The 18,032-nt window shown below is 34.2% G+C and carries 17 protein-coding genes; 2 read left to right on the top strand and 15 right to left on the bottom strand.

Annotation, left to right across the window (positions count from 1 at the left end; translation table 11 throughout):
• Positions 1 to 33 precede the first annotated feature (33 nt).
• From MHH71_RS13055 to MHH71_RS13085, 7 genes are all read right to left on the bottom strand, one after another.
• Positions 34 to 864 (bottom strand): ankyrin repeat domain-containing protein, encoded by an 831-nt coding sequence (locus tag MHH71_RS13055; RefSeq protein WP_018781893.1) that lies wholly within the window; start codon positions 862 to 864, stop codon positions 34 to 36.
• Complete coding sequence (locus tag MHH71_RS13060) at positions 837 to 1,781, bottom strand: alpha/beta hydrolase family protein (protein WP_006093461.1); 945 nt, start codon at positions 1,779 to 1,781, stop codon at positions 837 to 839. The genes MHH71_RS13055 and MHH71_RS13060 overlap by 28 nt, the downstream gene beginning before the upstream one ends.
• Positions 1,782 to 1,948: 167 nt before the next feature.
• Positions 1,949 to 2,644, bottom strand: a complete 696-nt coding sequence (locus tag MHH71_RS13065; protein WP_018781892.1) for an ABC transporter ATP-binding protein — start codon at positions 2,642 to 2,644, stop codon at positions 1,949 to 1,951.
• Positions 2,641 to 3,453: an ABC transporter permease gene (locus MHH71_RS13070; protein WP_006093459.1), complete on the bottom strand. Its 813-nt coding sequence runs from the start codon at positions 3,451 to 3,453 to the stop codon at positions 2,641 to 2,643. The genes MHH71_RS13065 and MHH71_RS13070 overlap by 4 nt, the downstream gene beginning before the upstream one ends.
• 95 nt (positions 3,454 to 3,548) lie before the next feature.
• The gene (locus MHH71_RS13075; RefSeq protein WP_006093458.1) at positions 3,549 to 4,067 is read right to left on the bottom strand and encodes a nitrous oxide reductase accessory protein NosL; all 519 of its coding nucleotides are present in this window, start codon (positions 4,065 to 4,067) and stop codon (positions 3,549 to 3,551) included.
• Complete coding sequence (locus tag MHH71_RS13080) at positions 4,067 to 5,341, bottom strand: right-handed parallel beta-helix repeat-containing protein (RefSeq protein ID WP_006093457.1); 1,275 nt, start codon at positions 5,339 to 5,341, stop codon at positions 4,067 to 4,069. The genes MHH71_RS13075 and MHH71_RS13080 overlap by 1 nt, the downstream gene beginning before the upstream one ends.
• Before the next feature lie 167 nt (positions 5,342 to 5,508).
• The gene (locus tag MHH71_RS13085; protein ID WP_006093456.1) at positions 5,509 to 5,763 is read right to left on the bottom strand and encodes a hypothetical protein; all 255 of its coding nucleotides are present in this window, start codon (positions 5,761 to 5,763) and stop codon (positions 5,509 to 5,511) included.
• 254 nt (positions 5,764 to 6,017) lie between these two features.
• Between MHH71_RS13085 and MHH71_RS13090 the strand changes: the two genes are divergently transcribed.
• The gene (locus tag MHH71_RS13090; protein ID WP_006093455.1) at positions 6,018 to 7,325 is read left to right on the top strand and encodes a CitMHS family transporter; all 1,308 of its coding nucleotides are present in this window, start codon (positions 6,018 to 6,020) and stop codon (positions 7,323 to 7,325) included.
• A gap of 126 nt (positions 7,326 to 7,451) precedes the next feature.
• On the opposite strand, the gene MHH71_RS13095 is transcribed toward MHH71_RS13090, so the two are convergent.
• The 3 genes from MHH71_RS13095 to MHH71_RS13105 form a co-directional block, all read right to left on the bottom strand.
• Complete coding sequence (locus tag MHH71_RS13095) at positions 7,452 to 8,144, bottom strand: response regulator (protein WP_006093454.1); 693 nt, start codon at positions 8,142 to 8,144, stop codon at positions 7,452 to 7,454.
• Positions 8,144 to 9,754: an ATP-binding protein gene (locus tag MHH71_RS13100; RefSeq protein WP_078211680.1), complete on the bottom strand. Its 1,611-nt coding sequence runs from the start codon at positions 9,752 to 9,754 to the stop codon at positions 8,144 to 8,146. The genes MHH71_RS13095 and MHH71_RS13100 overlap by 1 nt, the downstream gene beginning before the upstream one ends.
• Positions 9,755 to 9,825: 71 nt before the next feature.
• The gene (locus MHH71_RS13105; RefSeq protein ID WP_033798603.1) at positions 9,826 to 10,515 is read right to left on the bottom strand and encodes a DUF4274 domain-containing protein; all 690 of its coding nucleotides are present in this window, start codon (positions 10,513 to 10,515) and stop codon (positions 9,826 to 9,828) included.
• Between the two features lie 361 nt (positions 10,516 to 10,876).
• On the opposite strand from MHH71_RS13105, the gene MHH71_RS13110 reads away from it, so the two are divergent.
• Positions 10,877 to 11,671, top strand: a complete 795-nt coding sequence (locus MHH71_RS13110; RefSeq protein WP_006093451.1) for an EcsC family protein — start codon at positions 10,877 to 10,879, stop codon at positions 11,669 to 11,671.
• A gap of 153 nt (positions 11,672 to 11,824) precedes the next feature.
• Here MHH71_RS13110 and MHH71_RS13115 read toward each other — a convergent pair whose 3' ends face one another.
• From MHH71_RS13115 to MHH71_RS13140, 5 genes are all read right to left on the bottom strand, one after another.
• Positions 11,825 to 12,094, bottom strand: coding sequence for a hypothetical protein (locus MHH71_RS13115; RefSeq protein ID WP_018781888.1), 270 nt, complete (start codon positions 12,092 to 12,094; stop codon positions 11,825 to 11,827).
• A 222-nt stretch (positions 12,095 to 12,316) separates the two neighbouring features.
• A complete protein-coding gene (locus MHH71_RS13125; protein WP_000587631.1) occupies positions 12,317 to 12,628 on the bottom strand; it encodes a heavy metal-binding domain-containing protein in 312 nt (103 codons plus the stop codon).
• A gap of 356 nt (positions 12,629 to 12,984) precedes the next feature.
• A complete protein-coding gene (locus MHH71_RS13130; protein ID WP_033798602.1) occupies positions 12,985 to 15,288 on the bottom strand; it encodes a binary toxin-like calcium binding domain-containing protein in 2,304 nt (767 codons plus the stop codon).
• 120 nt (positions 15,289 to 15,408) lie between these two features.
• A complete protein-coding gene (locus MHH71_RS13135; protein ID WP_018765619.1) occupies positions 15,409 to 16,467 on the bottom strand; it encodes a sensor histidine kinase in 1,059 nt (352 codons plus the stop codon).
• Entirely contained in the window at positions 16,464 to 17,177 is a 714-nt protein-coding gene (locus MHH71_RS13140; RefSeq protein WP_006093449.1) for a response regulator transcription factor, read from the bottom strand. Before MHH71_RS13140 ends, MHH71_RS13135 begins: the two co-directional genes overlap by 4 nt.
• Positions 17,178 to 18,032: the final 855 nt, after the last annotated feature.

The following is an 18,032-nucleotide window of genomic DNA, read 5'->3' on the forward strand; positions in this document are numbered from 1 at the left end:
GATTCCCTCTTATCTCTTTTTCTATACCTTACATTATTCTGTAGATTGTTTGATAATTTCATTTGCTCCTGCTACTCTTAGCATATTTGCGATTTCTTTAAAACCTCGATTTTCCGCATGCTCTAGTGGAGTAACGCCGTCTCGATCTGCCATATTTACATCTGCCCCATGATCAATGAGTAACTGAACAATTTGTTTATGATTTTCACTACCATTACCAAGAACAATTGCTTCTAGTAATGCCGTCCAACCACGGTCATTTCTATAATTCACATCGATATCTGTGCGACCTACTAGCTCTTTTACAACTTCCACATGTCCTCTTTCAGCCGCTGGAATGAGTGCTGTTCCACCATGACGATTTGTTTCTCTAATATTTGTTCCTGCATCAATTGTTAGTTTCACAATATTAACATAGCCCTCTTTGCTCGCATAAAGGAATGGATTTTCTTTATTTTCATCTGGCAATTCAATGTCTGCACCTGCATCGATCAATGCTTTCACTGTCTCAACATGATTATGATACGTCGCTGCCATTACAGGTGTTTCTCCTTTATCCCCTGATACATTTATGTTAGCTCCATCTTTTATTAATTTCATAACTGTTTCTGTATCGCCTAATGTTGCAGAAAGTAATAATTGCTTATCCATTAAATTCATATTCTTTTTCTCTTTGTTCTCTTCTTCCTCTTTATGCGTCTTCTCTTGTTTTTTTTCATTTTTCACTTGAACCGGTTTAGATTCAACCTCTTCTTGCTTCTCACAAGCTACTATCATAATGAAAAGCCCTAACAACATAAATAATAAAAAATTTTGTTTCCTCACAACTACAGCTCCTATGAAAGATAATGTTTTTTTAACCATCCCTTCATCACATGTAACAACTCTTCTTCAATAGATTTATCCATAAGCCCCTCATATTCCTTCATTAATCGAATCATTGTATGCTTATGTTCATAATTTCTTAAAATATGGTTCATGTTCGGAATGATATGCCACTCTGCTTCACCATTAACATATGAAGCAATCAGTTTAGCATGCTCAGGTGGCACTTGTATATCACTGTCTCCCGTAATTGCTAAAACAGGACATGATACTTGCTCTAAATATGTAACTACATTATATTGTAACTGTTCTCTTAGCCATTTTGCATTCACTTTTGTACCTTTGATCCATATAACAGCTTTTGTTGAATGTTGCACCTTTTTCATCAGTACTTCATTTTGCTTTCTTATATGCTGCGGAATTTTCAACATTTTAGATAAACACCCTCTGAATCCTGACGCTATTTCTAACTCGTTAGCAACTTTATCTACTTGTCTCTCGAGCAACAATTTAGATGGTTCTGCTGCACCAGCAAGTAATATTAATCCCGCAACTGATTCTCTTACGTAGACAGCTGGTGCAAGCAAAGCTCCCTCACTATGCCCCGCAATAATAACACGTTTCGGATCTATTTGCGGATGATCCTTTAAAAATCTAATCCATAAAGCAGCATCATCAATAAAATCTGTTATCCCTGCTTTATAGTAATTCCCCTTACTTTTATGAGTACCACGTTTATCATAACGAAGCACTGCAAATCCTAAAGAGGTAAAATAATCAGCTAATTCTTTATATAAGTTTAACTGTAAACGACTTGTATTTCCATCACGATTTCCCTTCCCAGTACCACCAATCAACATAATAACTGGATATGTTTCTGAATAATATGTAGGAATTGTTAATGTTCCTTGAAGTGTAAAAGTACTTTCAATTGTCACAGACAGTTCTTTCCCCATTTCTATTCGCCTCTCATTCTTTTTCAGGAATGATAATCGTTGCAATCGCTCTTCTTTCCTACTATATTCTATGCCTATATTATCAAAAGTAAGAACAGGTATATAATCCAAACAGCTGTTGAAAATGATTCAACAGCTGTTTGGATTATATGAAAAAATCTATTCTGTTACTTACGATGAAGCTGCAATAATTGTAATATCAAGTTTTCCGTATTTCCATCGTCTCTTATTTCTTGTGTAATCTTTCCATCTTCCATAAAGAGAATCACATCTCCAATATCTGCTGCTACATCCATCATATGTGTAGAAAAAACAATGATTGTACCACTTCTCTTTATATCTTTTAATAATGTAACAAATTCATTTACCCAATATGGATCTAAACCATTTGTTGGTTCATCTAATAGTAGTAATTTAGGCTTGGCGAGCCACGCTTGTCCAAATAAAAGCCTTTGTCTCATTCCTTTTGATAGTCTGTGTAAACACTCGCTTTGCTTCTCTTCTAATCCAAGTAATGCAATTACTTCCTGGACTCTCTCTTTTCCTACCTTCCGAAAAGCTGCATAGAATGATAGAAACTCTTGTACAGTCATAGATTGTTGCGCATGAAAATCATCTGGCATATAACCAATTTCAGCTACATATCGCCTTCTATTTTTACGCAATTCTATGTCCTGTAACCTTACTGTTCCAGATGTAGGTGAAGAGATTCCTGCTAATATATTAAGGATCGTACTTTTCCCCGCTCCGTTTCCACCGCATAGTACAATACATTCTCCATCTCTACCGTGTAGCGAAGTAGGAAATAATGCCGTTTTCTTTTTATACTGCTTACAAATTCCATCAATTTGCAATACCGTCATTGGTTTCTTCTCCTTTCTAGTCGCCAAACAGCTAATAATAAGAAGATTACTGTATAGATCGCACTATACATAAAAAGAACTATAACTACTGCCCCACTCTGAAAAAACATCACAAGCTGATCATAGGATTGTCCAAATACTGCCCCTCCCCCTAATTGAATAACAAATATGATTCTTAGCAGTTCAGCCGGATTACAAAACACAAAAACTTTTATAAGCGACGCTATCATCGTATATGGAACAAGATTAAGAATACTAATTACTGCCGTAGGCCACATCATAATGAGTAAAAACCAAACTGCAATTGAAATTGCTAACGCTTGCCACCTTGTCAGAGAAAATGCACCAATTGTTATACCTAAAACTATAAAAAAGAATATAAGAATAATAGAAAATAAGTAAATTGCTAGTATCCAGCTACTTTTAAACATACTTCCACTTAATAATCCAATCATTACACTACTTCCAAAGCTAAGTGTAAAAAGAATAATTTGCGCTATAAATTGACCAGCAATCTTTCCTATTACATATGAGGATGTAGTTAAAGGATATGTACACAGAAGCCGCCACTGTCCATTTTCCATCTCATTTGCAATTGAAAATGATCCTGCGATTAACATAAATAAAGGGATAATGTATAAAATTAAGTTTAAAATCGTTCCCATTGTGTTCGTATATCCCGCTAAGGATGGTACATTCCGTTCCATCAAAAATAATAAAGAAAGTATTACAATCCAAAGTAATAAAAATGTATACGAAGACTTTTCTCTTACTGTTCTACGCCACTCTGAATAGCATATATTCCACATATCATCACCCTTTTTATAGAAAAAGACAACCGCCTAAGGTTGTCTTTTATCCAGCTATTTGTAGGCTATAAAGCCTCTTTCCATTTTATTTCATATTAATGGGAGTGCCCTGAGTTATTCTCTTTCCCATGCTCCTTCTTCATTTTCCCCATCATTTCTTTATTCATTTCCCATTTATGATCCGTTAACTCTTTATATGAAAGGACTTTTCCAGCATGTTTAGATACAAAGTTTTCAGCATCTTTTTTCTCTTTAAAAGAAATTACATTGTATGCCATTGGCGTTTTAATTGTTTTATCATACACATAAGTAGCTTTATCTAATGAAATCCAATCCTTGGTATGATAATCTCGAACAAATTTTTCTTGTGTTTTTTCATTTTTATGTTCGTCCATCCATTTATACATACAACCAATGTCATCAAATTTTAGCGCTTTACCATTTTCTAAAATAACTTCCGTTGCGAATTGATTATCCATTACTGCCATATTACAAACATCACACTTATCATTTTTTTCATCGACCGCGACTGGCTCTGCGCCCTTCTTTCCACACCCTACCACTGCAAATACTAGGCACATACACATAACAAATACAACATGTTTTATTTTCATCAATACTTCCTCCCTAAAAAGAACAATATACTTCCCATAAGCAACATACTTACACTAATAATCCAAGCTTCAAATTGACTTTCTGTACCTCTTTCTATCTTCGAAAACTGCATACTCATACTTGGTTTATAATCAATTAACATCGATTCATCTGGAATTTTGATTAAATTTTGTAAAACAAGCAGCCCAGGCGAATGAAAAAACAACTGGTATTCAGGAATATCCTGCGTTAAAACTAAAAAAAAAGAATCAGCCTTATAAGGTAATGCACTAATACCTGTATGATTTAAATCTACTTTTAAAGCACCATCCCAATAATTACGATGAATTACATTATTCGTGCTTTTCGCAGCTTGTGAGCCATTGATATTACTTAAAAAGGTATTCTCAGCTATTTCATTTTCATTTGCATTTTTTAATTGCACTCCAATAAAGTTATTTGTAACGATGTTTTTTATAATCCGACTATCTTTCGCCTTTTCAACATACATTCCCACTCTATTGTTAGTAACTTGATTCTGCATAACTTCTGTTTCTATCGCATCGTACAAAAGTAATCCTTGCGCATGAACATTTCTTCTATTATTGATAAATTGATTTCCCTTTACAGTCGTTCTTTTCGTACCCATAATCATCGCACCAGTTATATTATATTGTGATATATTATTGCTCACATTCGTACCATCAGAATACATAAGGTGAATACCATAACGAGATTGCCTAATGGAATTTCTTAATATTTGATTATTATCACTTTGCTCTAAATAAATCCCATCCCTTACATTTTTCATTCGAACATTTTCAATTTGATTCCAATGGGACTTCCATAAATCAATTCCATTACCGTTAGCTTCTCCTAGAATACTGCTATTCTGGATTTTCGTATTTTGAGTACCTTCCAACTTCATCCCAATTTGCTGTGTACGAATTTCTAAATCAGTGAAATTATGCCCGGCTCCTGCAACATATACAGCGGCTGTTCCCTCTCTTTTCTTACACTGCTCTATTTTTAGTCGTTTAACAGTAACATTTTCCCCATTCACCTTAATAACAGGTTTATTACCACAAAAACGAATCTTCGTATTTTTCTCTCCTTCCAACGTAATAGGTTTTGATATTTCAATCGTTTCATTATACATACCATTTTTTAGCTTTACAGTTCCGTACGCAGGAGTATCATCAATTTGTGATTGAATTGTTGTTTCAGCATGAATACGAAATGGGATACAAAGTAATACAAAAAATAAGAGAAAAGAAAATCGAATCATTTTCATATGTAATTCCCTTCTCTATCAAATTCTATTTACTTACTCATTTAGGAGAATACCAAAGAGTTGTGTGAAATTTGTGTGAGATTTGTGAAAAAACAATGCACTTTTTGTAATAAATGGAATTTTTCCTAATAAAAAAAAGATGTGTAGCAATTTCTACACATCTTCTATCATTCGCAGCCCGTAATCAATAAATCATCTTCTAACTTAAGTAACAATGTATCCATATCAATTTCCTGACCAACCTCTATATTTACAGATCGTATATGACCACTAATTCCCACTGCTACTTTCTCCAGTGTTCCGTCATTTTTTCGAATCGTCATTAATTTTGCCCATTCATATACGTAAGATGATTCATCAACGAAAATCTCTTCTACTCTTCCTTTATATGAACTATAAATCTCTTCAATCATTGCTTTCATTCAAAATCTACTCCCTACTTCACGCTTCTCTATTTTCTCATCTATTCTATCACTCCTACAATAAACACATTATATTTTTAAAAATTCAAAATAAAATTCATGAACAAAATGAACAAAATAACGATTATGCGTTTAATAACGTTATTTTTCTAATTATTTACCATACATATTCCATCCTTTATGATAAATAGAAAGGTTTTTCTGAATTTTCAGCATTCGTTGAAAGCGCAATCATTTTCAGAGGGGGAGATTACATGTTAGCGGTACTCGGGTTTGCGATGGTCTTTGTCTTTATGTTTTTAATTATGACCAAACGTATGTCAGCATTAGTTGCATTAATATTAATTCCTATTATATTTGCATTAATTGGGGGATTTTATGCAAATGTAGGACCAATGATGCTAGACGGGATTAAGAAATTAGCACCGACTGGTATTATGCTTATGTTTGCCATTTTATATTTCGGAATTATGATTGATAGTGGATTATTTGATCCAATCATTAGTAAAATCTTGAAGATTGTAAACGGTGATCCATTAAAAATTGTTGTTGGTACAGCAATTCTTACTATTATTGTTTCATTGGATGGTGATGGCACAACAACATATATGATTACAGTTTCTGCAATGTATCCACTATATAAACGCCTTGGAATGAATCCGCTTATATTAGCTGGAGTTGTTATGCTAGGAGCTGGGGTTACAAATCTTACACCTTGGGGTGGTCCAACAGCTAGGGTTATGAGTGCACTTACTCTCGATGCTTCACAGTTATTTACACCACTTATTCCAGCAATGATTGGTGGAGCAATATGGGTTGTTTTTGTTGCTTACTTCCTTGGAAAAAAAGAGAGAAAGCGCTTAGGAATTGTCGATATACAATATACACAAAAAGAAAAGGCACTGATGGATGAACAAGCAGCAACTACAGAAGCTACTAGCTATAAACGTCCCAAATTATTATGGATTAACTTTTTATTAACAATCGCTCTTCTCGTCTGCCTTATCATAGAGGTTATGCCACTTCCTGTATTATTTACAGTTGCTTTTGCTATTGCAGTTATGATTAATTATCCAAGTCTGGAAGAACAAAAAGAACGTATTGCTTCTCATGCAGGAAACGTATTAGCGGTTGTTTCTTTAGTATTTGCCGCTGGAATTTTCACAGGAATTTTATCGGGGACAAAAATGGTAGATGCGATGGCACAAAGCCTAGTTGCCCTTATTCCTGATGCGCTCGGACCACAGCTTCCTATTATTACAGCTATTATAAGTATGCCTTTCACATTCTTTATGTCCAATGATGCTTTTTATTTTGGTGTATTGCCAATTCTCACAAAAGCCGCTGCGGCTTATGGAATTAGTGCCGCTGAAATGGGGCGTGCCTCTCTCCTTGGACAACCAGTTCACTTATTAAGTCCACTCGTTCCATCCACTTATTTATTAGTTGGAATGGCAAAGGTTGATTTTGGTGAACATCAACGCTTCACTTTACTTTGGGCAGTTGGAACAACAATGGTCATGTTAATAGTCGGTATTATTACTGGCATCATTCCAATATAAAATGAAATAAATATCCTCATCCTTCCTATTCAAAAAGTAGAGACCATAGAAGTCTCTACTTTTTCTATTCTATGTTTTTCTCCGCTATTCGTAGATAGTAATACTTCCACTGGTTAAAATTCCACTTTATGAAGAGACCTGAAAATATCTTCTTTCTGGTCTTCCAACATTTCCATATATAAGTTCTGCATAAACCGTCTTTTCAGAAATTAAATACTCTAAATAGCGTCTTGCTGTCGATCGGCTTACGCCTACTTCTACACTCAACATTTCCGCCGTAATTCCTTCTTGTCCAACGTTAGATACATATTTTCTAATTTTTATTAGTGTTAAAGGATCAATTCCTTTTGGGGCATAAACAATTTGATTATATTCCACCTGTCCTTTAAACCACAAATGCTCAATTTGTTCTGCAGATAGTTGCTCAGTTTGTTTTAATTGTTGTATTTTTTTTTGATAGTTTTCTAAACTTTTTTTGAAACGATCAAACATAAGTGGCTTTACAATATAATCCGACACCCCACCTCGCAATGCATGACGGACAATTTCGACTTCTGATGCCGCTGTAATCATAATTATATCCGTATCATGTAGGTTACGCCGGATATATGTAACAAGTTCCGTCCCTTGCATATCAGGTAAATAAACATCCAATAAAACAAGTTGCGGCGAGACAAGATCTAACCACTCTTTCGCTTGTTCTCCTGTTGTTGCAGTCCCAATTACCTTGAATCCCCCTACTTTTTCAGTAAACCGACGATGAATCTCTGCGATGCGAATATCATCTTCTACAATCAGTACTTCAATCCCCTCGTTCATTACAATTCGCCTCTTTCCTTTGGCAATGCAACTATAAACAGTGCACCACCTAGCTCCCCTTTTTCTAGCGCCATACTCCCATTTAAATCTTCAACTAACTCTTTTACCTTTGCTAACCCATAACCTCGTTTTTCTCCTTCTTTTGTCGAAAAGCCTTTATCAAATATACATGTAATTACCTCATCATCAATCCCAAGACCTGAGTCTTCAACTTCAATGACAATCTCTTCTCCAATATCTGTCACAAACATTCTAACTTGCTTTTCATATCCCTGATTATATTCAACTGCTTCAAATGCATTTGTAATTAAATTACCTACAATAGAAACAACATGATTACTATCAATATGCGAACCTAACTTTTGCAAACTACTCTCGCGATCTAAAATAAAATCAATTTTCAATTCTCTAGCTCGATTATAAAATCCTATTAAAATTCCACCTAGCCACGGATTTTGTATACGTTCCATAATAAACTGAACAAAGTCTTGGTATACAGCAGTCTCTTTATGAATAAGCTCCAATGCTTCATCATATGACTCTAATTGGATAAGACCCGAAAGCGTATACAAAAGATTGTTATACTCATGTGTCTGCGCTCGAAGTGCTTCTGTATAACGCCTCGCTTGAGATAGTTCTTCAGTTAACTGATCCATTTCTGACTTCAAGCGAAAACTAGAAACGACTCCCATTACCACATTGTTTACTTTAATAGGTAATCGATTTACAATAACAGCTTGTCCCCTTATATCTAAATATCGATCAAATTGCTCTTCTCCAGTTCGGAGCACTTCTAATATTGAGGAGTTCGGAATAATTTTCAAAATAGAATCCCCAATGATAGTCTGATGTTTTTCAAGAGAAAGAATTTCATACGCCGCCTGATTGACTAAACGAATGCAACCTTCTTTGTCTATTACCATAATTCCTTCCCGTACAGATTGGATGATAGCACTATGTTCCTCATATAGAGAGGAAATTTCTTCTGGTTCAAAACCAAACATTAATTTTTTTATACTACGTGCTAAATATATAGAACCAAATATTCCAATTACTAACCCAGCAATAGCAATCCAAAATACTCTCTTACCGTATGCTTCTGCCACTTCATGAATATCCTCCATAGAAAAACCAACAGATACAACACCGATAATATGATTAGTCTGATCACGAATTGGTACTTTCCCACGTAAAGAAAGACCTAACGTCCCAGTCGCTTTTGAAATATATGATTTCCCATCCGTTAAAACCCCCTCGTTATCCCCACCAACCATCTCTTTTCCGATTCTCTCTCGCAAAGGATGCGCATAACGAATCCCATCTTTATTCCCTACCACGATAAAATCGGCATCTGTTTCTACTCTTATTTTCTCAACAATTGGTTGAATAATAGCAGATGGGTTTTCTTTCTGAAATGCTTCTTGAATTTCAGGTATGGCAGCAACTGTTTTTGCAACGTGTAATGCCCTTTTACCAATTTGCTCTTCCACCGTTTCAGATACAATATAGTAAAAAAGAAAGCTCGTTAAAACAATAACAAAGAAAATGAGTGTACCAATCGTCAATGTAATTCTTGGCTGTAATTTTAATTTTTTAACCTTCAAAATCATTCCCCTAACTTTCATTGCCCATTACTCTGTATAATCTCCTTAATACAAAGATCACAATATGAAAAAATAGCTTATAATATATTAGGAAACCTCCTTAAAAGATGTTGTACAAAATCTACATACTCCCTTTCTTCATCACTACTATCTCCCTGATTCAGCCAATAATCCCCATCTACTAAATCAAACATTTCAATAGCAGTTATTTCCTGACAATTAGCATGTTGCAATACCATTTTCATCAGCTGTAAATCATCATCCCAATTAAAATGTAATACAAAAGCATGTAACAATTCCAGAGTATTTAATTGAGTCAAATAAACATTTACTTCAGCAGATTCTCCATACAAACAACCATCGATGATTGCTTGTTCGCTTTCTGTTAATTTCAGTCGAATAGCTCCTTTTGTTTCCAATAATAAATCTGCTATTTCAGGATTATGTCTTGCTAAAAACCAAGGAGTTTTCTTTATCCCGGCTGAATGATTCAGTTCCACTCCATTTTCGATTAAACACTTCACAGCTTGTTTATTATTAAACTTAATTGCTTTAGTAAGTACTGACTCATGTAAACGATCTGTTATGCCTGTTTTCGCCCCGAAGGCTAGTAATTCTTTGAATATTTCAATAGGAGCCTTTTTTACAATTACGTAATGCAAAGAAGTTCTTCCAAACTGATCTTGTTCATTTATATCCACCTTTGGCATAGCTCCTATCACTTTTTCAAGATTTTTACTCTTAATTGCTTCAAACAGTATATTCATTTCATCCACCACTTTCGAACTAAAGTCTCTTTTTTACAGAAAATACTGATATCTAAAAATGGATTAAGCCCTTTATCAGTAAAAAAGGATACCTCACAAAAATCAATTAAGCTTATTCAAATGTTAAAAGTTAAGTAAAACTAACATATTTATTGTACTCGTATATCTACTTCCTACACAAGAAATCCCAACTGAAATGCTGTATTACGTTATCTAATTCTATACTTCCTTCAAGCCGGTTCTCTTATCTTTTTTTCTTATTTACAGCATCCAATATAAATACAAACGCTAAATTTTATTTATTATTCAAAAAATACCCAGTAAAATAGAAAGACACGGTTATAAGAAAGTAGGGCGAAAAATGGAGTCAAAAGAACTTTTATTACAGGAAATCGCAATCATTGACAAATGGGAGAAAGAACAGGAAGATCTTTGGTTCTTTGAAAAGTGGGGGAAAATTCCATTTACTATTCTTGATAAGTTAACTCCAAAGTTTATCCATAAGAAAATTAATATTTTACTAGATGAGCTCATTCAATATCTCAATTCTGGAAGTAAATATTTAATTCATCCACAAACAACAATAAAGAAATTTGAAAACGCAGCTTCTTTAACAGATGTTCAAAAATCCCTTTTAAGTGAGATGGATACAATCGTTGATAAAATTATCGAAAATAGAAAATCTGTCGCAACTGCACAAGGGGCCACAACTGGTTTTGGTGGCATTTTCACCCTAGCAATTGATATTCCAGCTGTTTTAAGCATGTCACTAAACATTCTGCAAGAAATTGCAATTTGCTACGGTTATAATCCTGAAGATATTCAAGAGAGATTATTTATCGTAAAATGCTTACAATTTTCCTCGTCTGATATTGTAGGAAAACAAACCATTCTTCATGAATTAAAACATTTTGATGCTCGTGTCAATCACGACGACAGTATGTCCCAAATTAAATCATGGCGCGAAGTGTTTACTGTATATCGTGACAATTACGGTTGGAAGAAGCTATTTCAGATGATTCCCATTGCTGGTATGATTTTTGGTGCTTATTTAAATCGAAAAACGATTGAAGAAATTGCTGAAGTAGGTAAGATGCTTTATAAGAAAAGAAGGGTACTAGATAGACTAGAAGGAATGAAATACACTTCTAAATAGTGTCTAAAAAGGCGGGCTGGTGCAAAGATATAATAAAAGAGAATATACCACATATATTTCTTGCACCAGAATCCCTCAAAAATTATCAAAGATCTTTCTACGTTTTTCCCCTTTAGAGAAGGTAACTCTATTTAAATATAACCAAAATAGAAATCACATCGTTCCCCGTATCAGCAAAATAAAAGGAATTAAGAATACTAACACATTTAATACGATCCCAATCTTTGCTCCATTATTTTTATCTACTTTATAAGAAAAAATAGCTAAAATAAATCCAATAGGACAAAGAAATAAAGGTAAAACAAGAGAAATCCCCTGAAATACAGTTAAAATAATTTCATTTATAAAGTTAACTATGAGTAAGATCAATAAAACTGGTATTAAAATCGATATACTTGTAGTTACCCCACTTTTTTTTAACAAAATATTCTCCTTTTTATTAAAAATATATTTATTATGAATTGAACATCTTCTTCCGCTAAAAAATATACCATAATTGGAAATATTAACGGTGCAAAAAAACACTAAAGTAACTTAAAGAAAATAAGATATTATTTCCTTTCAGGTGTTTCACCTTTCTAATTTTACAAAAAAGAAAAAGTACCTCACTCTTAACAAGGTACTTTAGCAATTATACTTTTTATTTTATACACGTACAGCTGTACCACTAACAGCAACCATTAACATTCCATCACGAACGACTTCGTAGTCTACATCAATACCAACAATTGCATTTGCACCTTTTTGCTTCGCAAGAGTTTTCATCTCTTCCATTGCAATATCACGTGCTTCTTTTAATTTACTTTCATATGCACCAGAACGGCCACCGACAACGTCACGAACAGAAGCAAATAGATCACGTACAATATTTGCACCCATAATCGCTTCACCGTTTACAATATCGATATACTCAATAATTTCTTTTCCTTGAATCGTTGAAGTTGTTGTTATAATCATCACTGACACTCTCCTATAATATCTAAAAATTTACTGGTATTTCTTATACCTTTATTATCACATTAAAATAATAAATGAACTATCTAATAACCTTACATAAAGATGACAGGTTTGTAAGATTTCATAGGTGAGGACTGATAATCAGTGGCAAACTCTTCATTCCCACTGATTATCAGTCCTCACCAACTAGCATTTTACGGGCAGTAATACTCTTTGTTTTTAGGCAGGAGTATTACTGCCCGCGCAAATAACGAGATAAACTTAACTTTTATTAATTGTTACCGCACGTAGCTTTCAAATATGCATAGCTCACTAAGTTTTCTAAAACCATACTTGCGGCCTTATAATCTCTTACTTTACTTAATGCTTTCTAATTCCCATTTATGGTTATTACCTGGTGAATTTGTATGCTCAGGTTTTAAAATAAACTCACTAGAAGCTACAACTGGGGCGCTACCATTATCTGCGACACTAGCAGTCCAATTATTTTGTCTAAATGTGATATAAGTAGAATCAGATTTTAGATAGAAACTCTTCTCATTAGGAAGCTTGTCTAATTTAATAGAAGATCTATTGTTTTCAGTATCTAACCAGTTATAATCATAACCATTTCCAATATTTAAATACTGGTAACCACTATAACTACTGTTAGTAAACTTAAGGAACACTTCTTCATCTTTTTTGAATGGTTGTCCTGGTTTAGGCTGTCCTTTTCTTTCTATCATTACTGGTGTTGCTTGAATGTCTGCTCCATGTATTGCTTTTTGTATAGGACCGAGTCTCAATCTATCCCAATTGGACTGAGGTGAAAAGTGTACATATCGCCCATTAATTGTTTGGCTTAAACCAATGTGCCAATCCTCCTGTACACCTTCACGTATGTTAACATTCGTCTTCAAATAGTACTGTTTTCCTTCTAGAATAGGTTCTCCGGAATTATCTACTACTAATTTATCGATAGCCTCTAGATAGCTTTTATTTGAAACAAGAGGCACAGAAACTTCAGTTTTATTATTTTGGACATCATTGAGTTCAAACTTAACTGGGGTTTCTCCAAGAGCTCTTTTGTTTACTGCTAAGTCTACAGGTTCATTCTCTTTAGATTCATACACATTTGAATTCTTATTTCGAACTAATTTTACCTTTTGTTGCTTACCTTCTTTATTATTAACCGTAACAAAGATTTCTTCACTTATATTAAATAAACCTGGTATAACCGATGCGTAAATCTTTTTCTTGCTATAATCATAACTGCTATATGATAGAGTTGGTCGTAGTACGCGGTTATCAAAGAAACCAAGGTTCACACCTCGTTCTAAAAGAGAACGATTTGGACCATAACGAACTAGATTTTTGTTTAGCTGACCATTTACTACAGCGTTTGCTGTCCAAGCATAACTATCTATCCCGCTATTTTTAAAAAATTCGTCCAATGAAAGATTATGATCAACGCTAGCAGGTTTTGTTTTATCCTTTTTTGGTGTATACACTCTAAATTTTGGTATAGAACCCAAATTTGTTTCTACTAATGTAGTAGAAGCATTTACATTAGACGCAAAATGCGCCCAATCTCCTAAATTTTCAAATTTCCCATCTTTCATTGTATACACATTCATCGTACTAGTAGGCAATACTTCAATAGAAAGAGGTGCCCCTTGTTCTACTGCTTTTAATTCATCCAGTGTTAGGGAAATTTTCACATCCGCTTGACCTTCTACACTGTCCATTAGAATTTCAGTTTTATTGTTTCCACCTTTTTCTGTAGTTAACAAGTTTGCCTTATAACGGTCTTGTGTTGCCTTTACAGTATTGATAATTTTATTTCCTAATCGAATGTTAAAGTGAGGTGAAACATCCCCAGCAGATGCTGTACCCGTATTTTTATATTCTAGATGGAAGCGCACATTTGCTGCTTTAGCTGAATCAACAGTTGTTGCTGTTGACCAATCAAAACTATTAGAAATACTTTCTGTTTCTGTTTTTGTATTAGAATAACCATACCCCACATTTAACGATCCTTTTCCTGAAGGTACAGGACCCGCTGCTGATCCCTCAGCACCGGCTTCACCAGCTAAACCTACATTAAAAGAATGTTGTACCGATAAACTTTTTTCCCAACTCTTAGTACGTGATTCACCATTTGAATCTGTAATACTAGCAACTGGAGTAATATCGATGCGTTTTACAGCAATTTGTAGATTTGGCACATTCGCAATCATGGGATTGAAATCTACATCAGAATCACTGCCATAATGCTCCACTTCATAGCTATCTGTAAAAGGATCTCCATCTGAGTTTGCACTCCTAGGATTTGTTATAAATCTCTTTTCACCAAAGTCTTGCTGTTGATCCCATGGTTGGGCTTCATTTTTCCCTGTCTTTTTATTAAATACAATTTTAAACCCTTTTTCTTCTACATCATTAGGAATGCCATCATTATCCCAGTCATTATTTTCCTGAGGCTCTTCCATAATTATGATTCCCTTTTTTTCAGAACCATCATAGATAATATTTTGCCCTTCCTTCATATTTTTATTTTCTTTAAAAGTTTCCACTTTTCCGTCTTGTTCAGGTGTTGTTTCAGCTAACGCAGGGGATGCCAAAGTCAGTGCCATTGTTACACTACCTAATACACTAAGTGTTGGTTTTAATTTCTTCATCGTCATTTTTCTCCTTGTTTTCTAGATGAGTTAGAACATCTACTAGTAAGATTAACTTCATCATAGCTAACAAATCTTTCATTTCTCTCTCATAAATGTTACAAAAGTCTTTCAACCGTATTATTTCTTTTCTGATGCAATGGGAAGAGTAAACCAAAATTCACATCCCTGTTTCCCATCCGAACGATCTTGAACACCAATTTCTCCTTTGTGTATTTCAACTAGTGATTTTGCAATGGCGAGTCCAAGTCCAGACCCTCCAGATTGTGAACTTCTTGATGGATCTGTTCTGAAAAAACGTTCAAATATACGTAATTGATCATCGTAAGAAATCCCTTCCCCTTCATCACGCAAAATGAATGTAACTTGCTGTTTTTGTTTATTTTCCTCCACAATTAACTCGATTGTTCCAAATGTGGGGGAATGCCGAATCGCATTATGTAACAAATTACTGATAACCCGCACTATTTTACATGGCATAATCCAAAGTCGTGGCAATGTATCCGAAACGTGCAATTGCAAATGGATATTTTTGTCCTTCAATAAGATCGCATGGGAATCTAGTACTTCTAATAGAATGCTGTCCACATGTGTTAAACTGGGATGAAAGGCTCCTTGTCCAAGTTCTAGCTTAGAAAGCTCAAACAAATTATTAATTAATCCACTTAATCTTTGAATTTCGTTTAGGATTGTTGTTAGATACTGCATTTTCATATTAGGATCTTCAATTAAACCATCTTGTAACGCTTCTATCATCAATTGTATGCTAGCCATAGGGGTTCGTAAATCATGGGAAATATTCGCAATTAGTTCTGTACGTGCTTTTTCTCCTTGTTCTAACTTAGTAAAGCTTTCTTCTAATTTTTTAGCCATTTGTTGAAAAGCTGTCGCTAATTCTTTAAACTCTTCTGGTTCTTTCCCGATTATATACATCGTTTCAAAGTGTCTATCACTAAATTGTTTCGTTAATGCAATTAAATTTTGAATAGATCTCATAATAGGACGTGTCATTAACCAGTAAATAATCGTTGAAAGAATCATCGCTACCATCACAATTCCTATTAATAGCCGTGTTTGTTCCGGTCTAAGTAACATTCTTCTGTCACTATACCAGATCGAAATTACTATGATTCCCGTGCTTAATAAATTCATCAATAACAATTGATTCCGTAACTTCATGTTTCATTTCCTCCATCTGGCTCAAAGCGATATCCTATGCCCCAAACTGTATGAATCCAACGATTCTTTGTTGTATGCTTCTCCAATTTTTCACGTAGACGACTCATTAACACAGTTACTGCATTTGTGCACCCTTCATACTCAAAATTCCATATCTGTTCAAGAAGTTGAGATCGTGAGAATACTTGTTTTGGATGTTTTGCCATTATATAAAGTACCTCAAATTCTTTCACTGTTAACTCAATTTCATGTCCACAAACAAATACACGTCTTTTCGTTGGATCAATCTTCAAATCTAGGAACTCTATCATTTCTGATACAGGTTCTTTCTCTTGTATCGTTGCTTGATTTCCTCTTCTTAATATAATTTGCACCCTTAATACTAATTCACGAGGTGAAAACGGCTTTGTCACATAATCATCCGCGCCCATTGTTAATCCTAAAATTCGATCTCTTTCTTCTCCTCTAGCGGTTAACATAATAATAGGGACATTAGAGTATTGGCGAATTTCCTCACATAATTCCCAGCCATCTTTTTTCGGCATCATCAAGTCTAGAATAATTAAATCTGGTTGATATTGCTGAAATACATTCCAACCTTCTGTTCCGTTTACAGCGGTGTATACTTCATATCCTTCTCTTTCCAAGTACCGTTTACATATTTCTCGGATATTATCTTCATCTTCTATGATTACAATTCTTTTTTTCATACATTAAGTCTCCTCTGTTCCTTATAAAAACTGCGATAACAGCACACTAAATAAAGTGAAATTTTAATCAGTGGGGGTCTTGATCCCCCACCTAACTTCTTTGTTTTCGGTGGGGGTCTTACTGCCCGTTAATGCGGGATAAAAATACATGATTTTTATTATGCTTTTACGAAATAATGCTGATATAAATAGCCTTCCTAAGATATTTCTCGCTTCTTACCATCTTTAAAGAATGTTAAAAATAAAGTGAAACTTTAATCAGTGGGGGTTTTCTTCATCCCCCACTGATTATTAGTTGAACGAATCGGGCTTTTACGGACAGTTCATCTCCCACCTAACTTCTTTGCTTTCGCTAAATTTTGAGGTGGGAGTGTTACTGTCCGTTAATGCGGGATAAAAATGGAGTTACACAATAATTTTTATGTCACATTAACAATTCTGTTTATATAACTATAAAAACATTTGAGTTACGCTATACACAACAGTCCATCCTATTTGTAATCTCCCTTGAATAAAAGTAGCTTTTTCAAACGCTATATGAAGTTCAAATTCCCCATATTAAATTAATTCTGTTTCTCTAACGCTATTTTCAATCCTTTTTGAAATTCTTCGATATCAGGATTGATTCCAAATACTTCCTCCATTGAAATGAGCCTGTTTAGTAAAGGATATTAGCCTTTCCATACTTGTATATATTTGCTTTCAATTTCCTCATCTTTCTAATCCTCCTAATGTTCTTGTAGCAAGTTGTGTAACGAATTATAATTAAACATATTTTAATGTAGTTTAACATACAATCATTTCTCCATTAATCTAAATTTACTTTATTTCAATTAAATTTAACACATTGAAAGA

The sequence above is a fragment of the Bacillus sp. FSL H8-0534 genome, from assembly GCF_038005885.1.
Taxonomy (GTDB): Bacteria; Bacillota; Bacilli; order Bacillales; family Bacillaceae_G; genus Bacillus_A; species Bacillus_A pseudomycoides.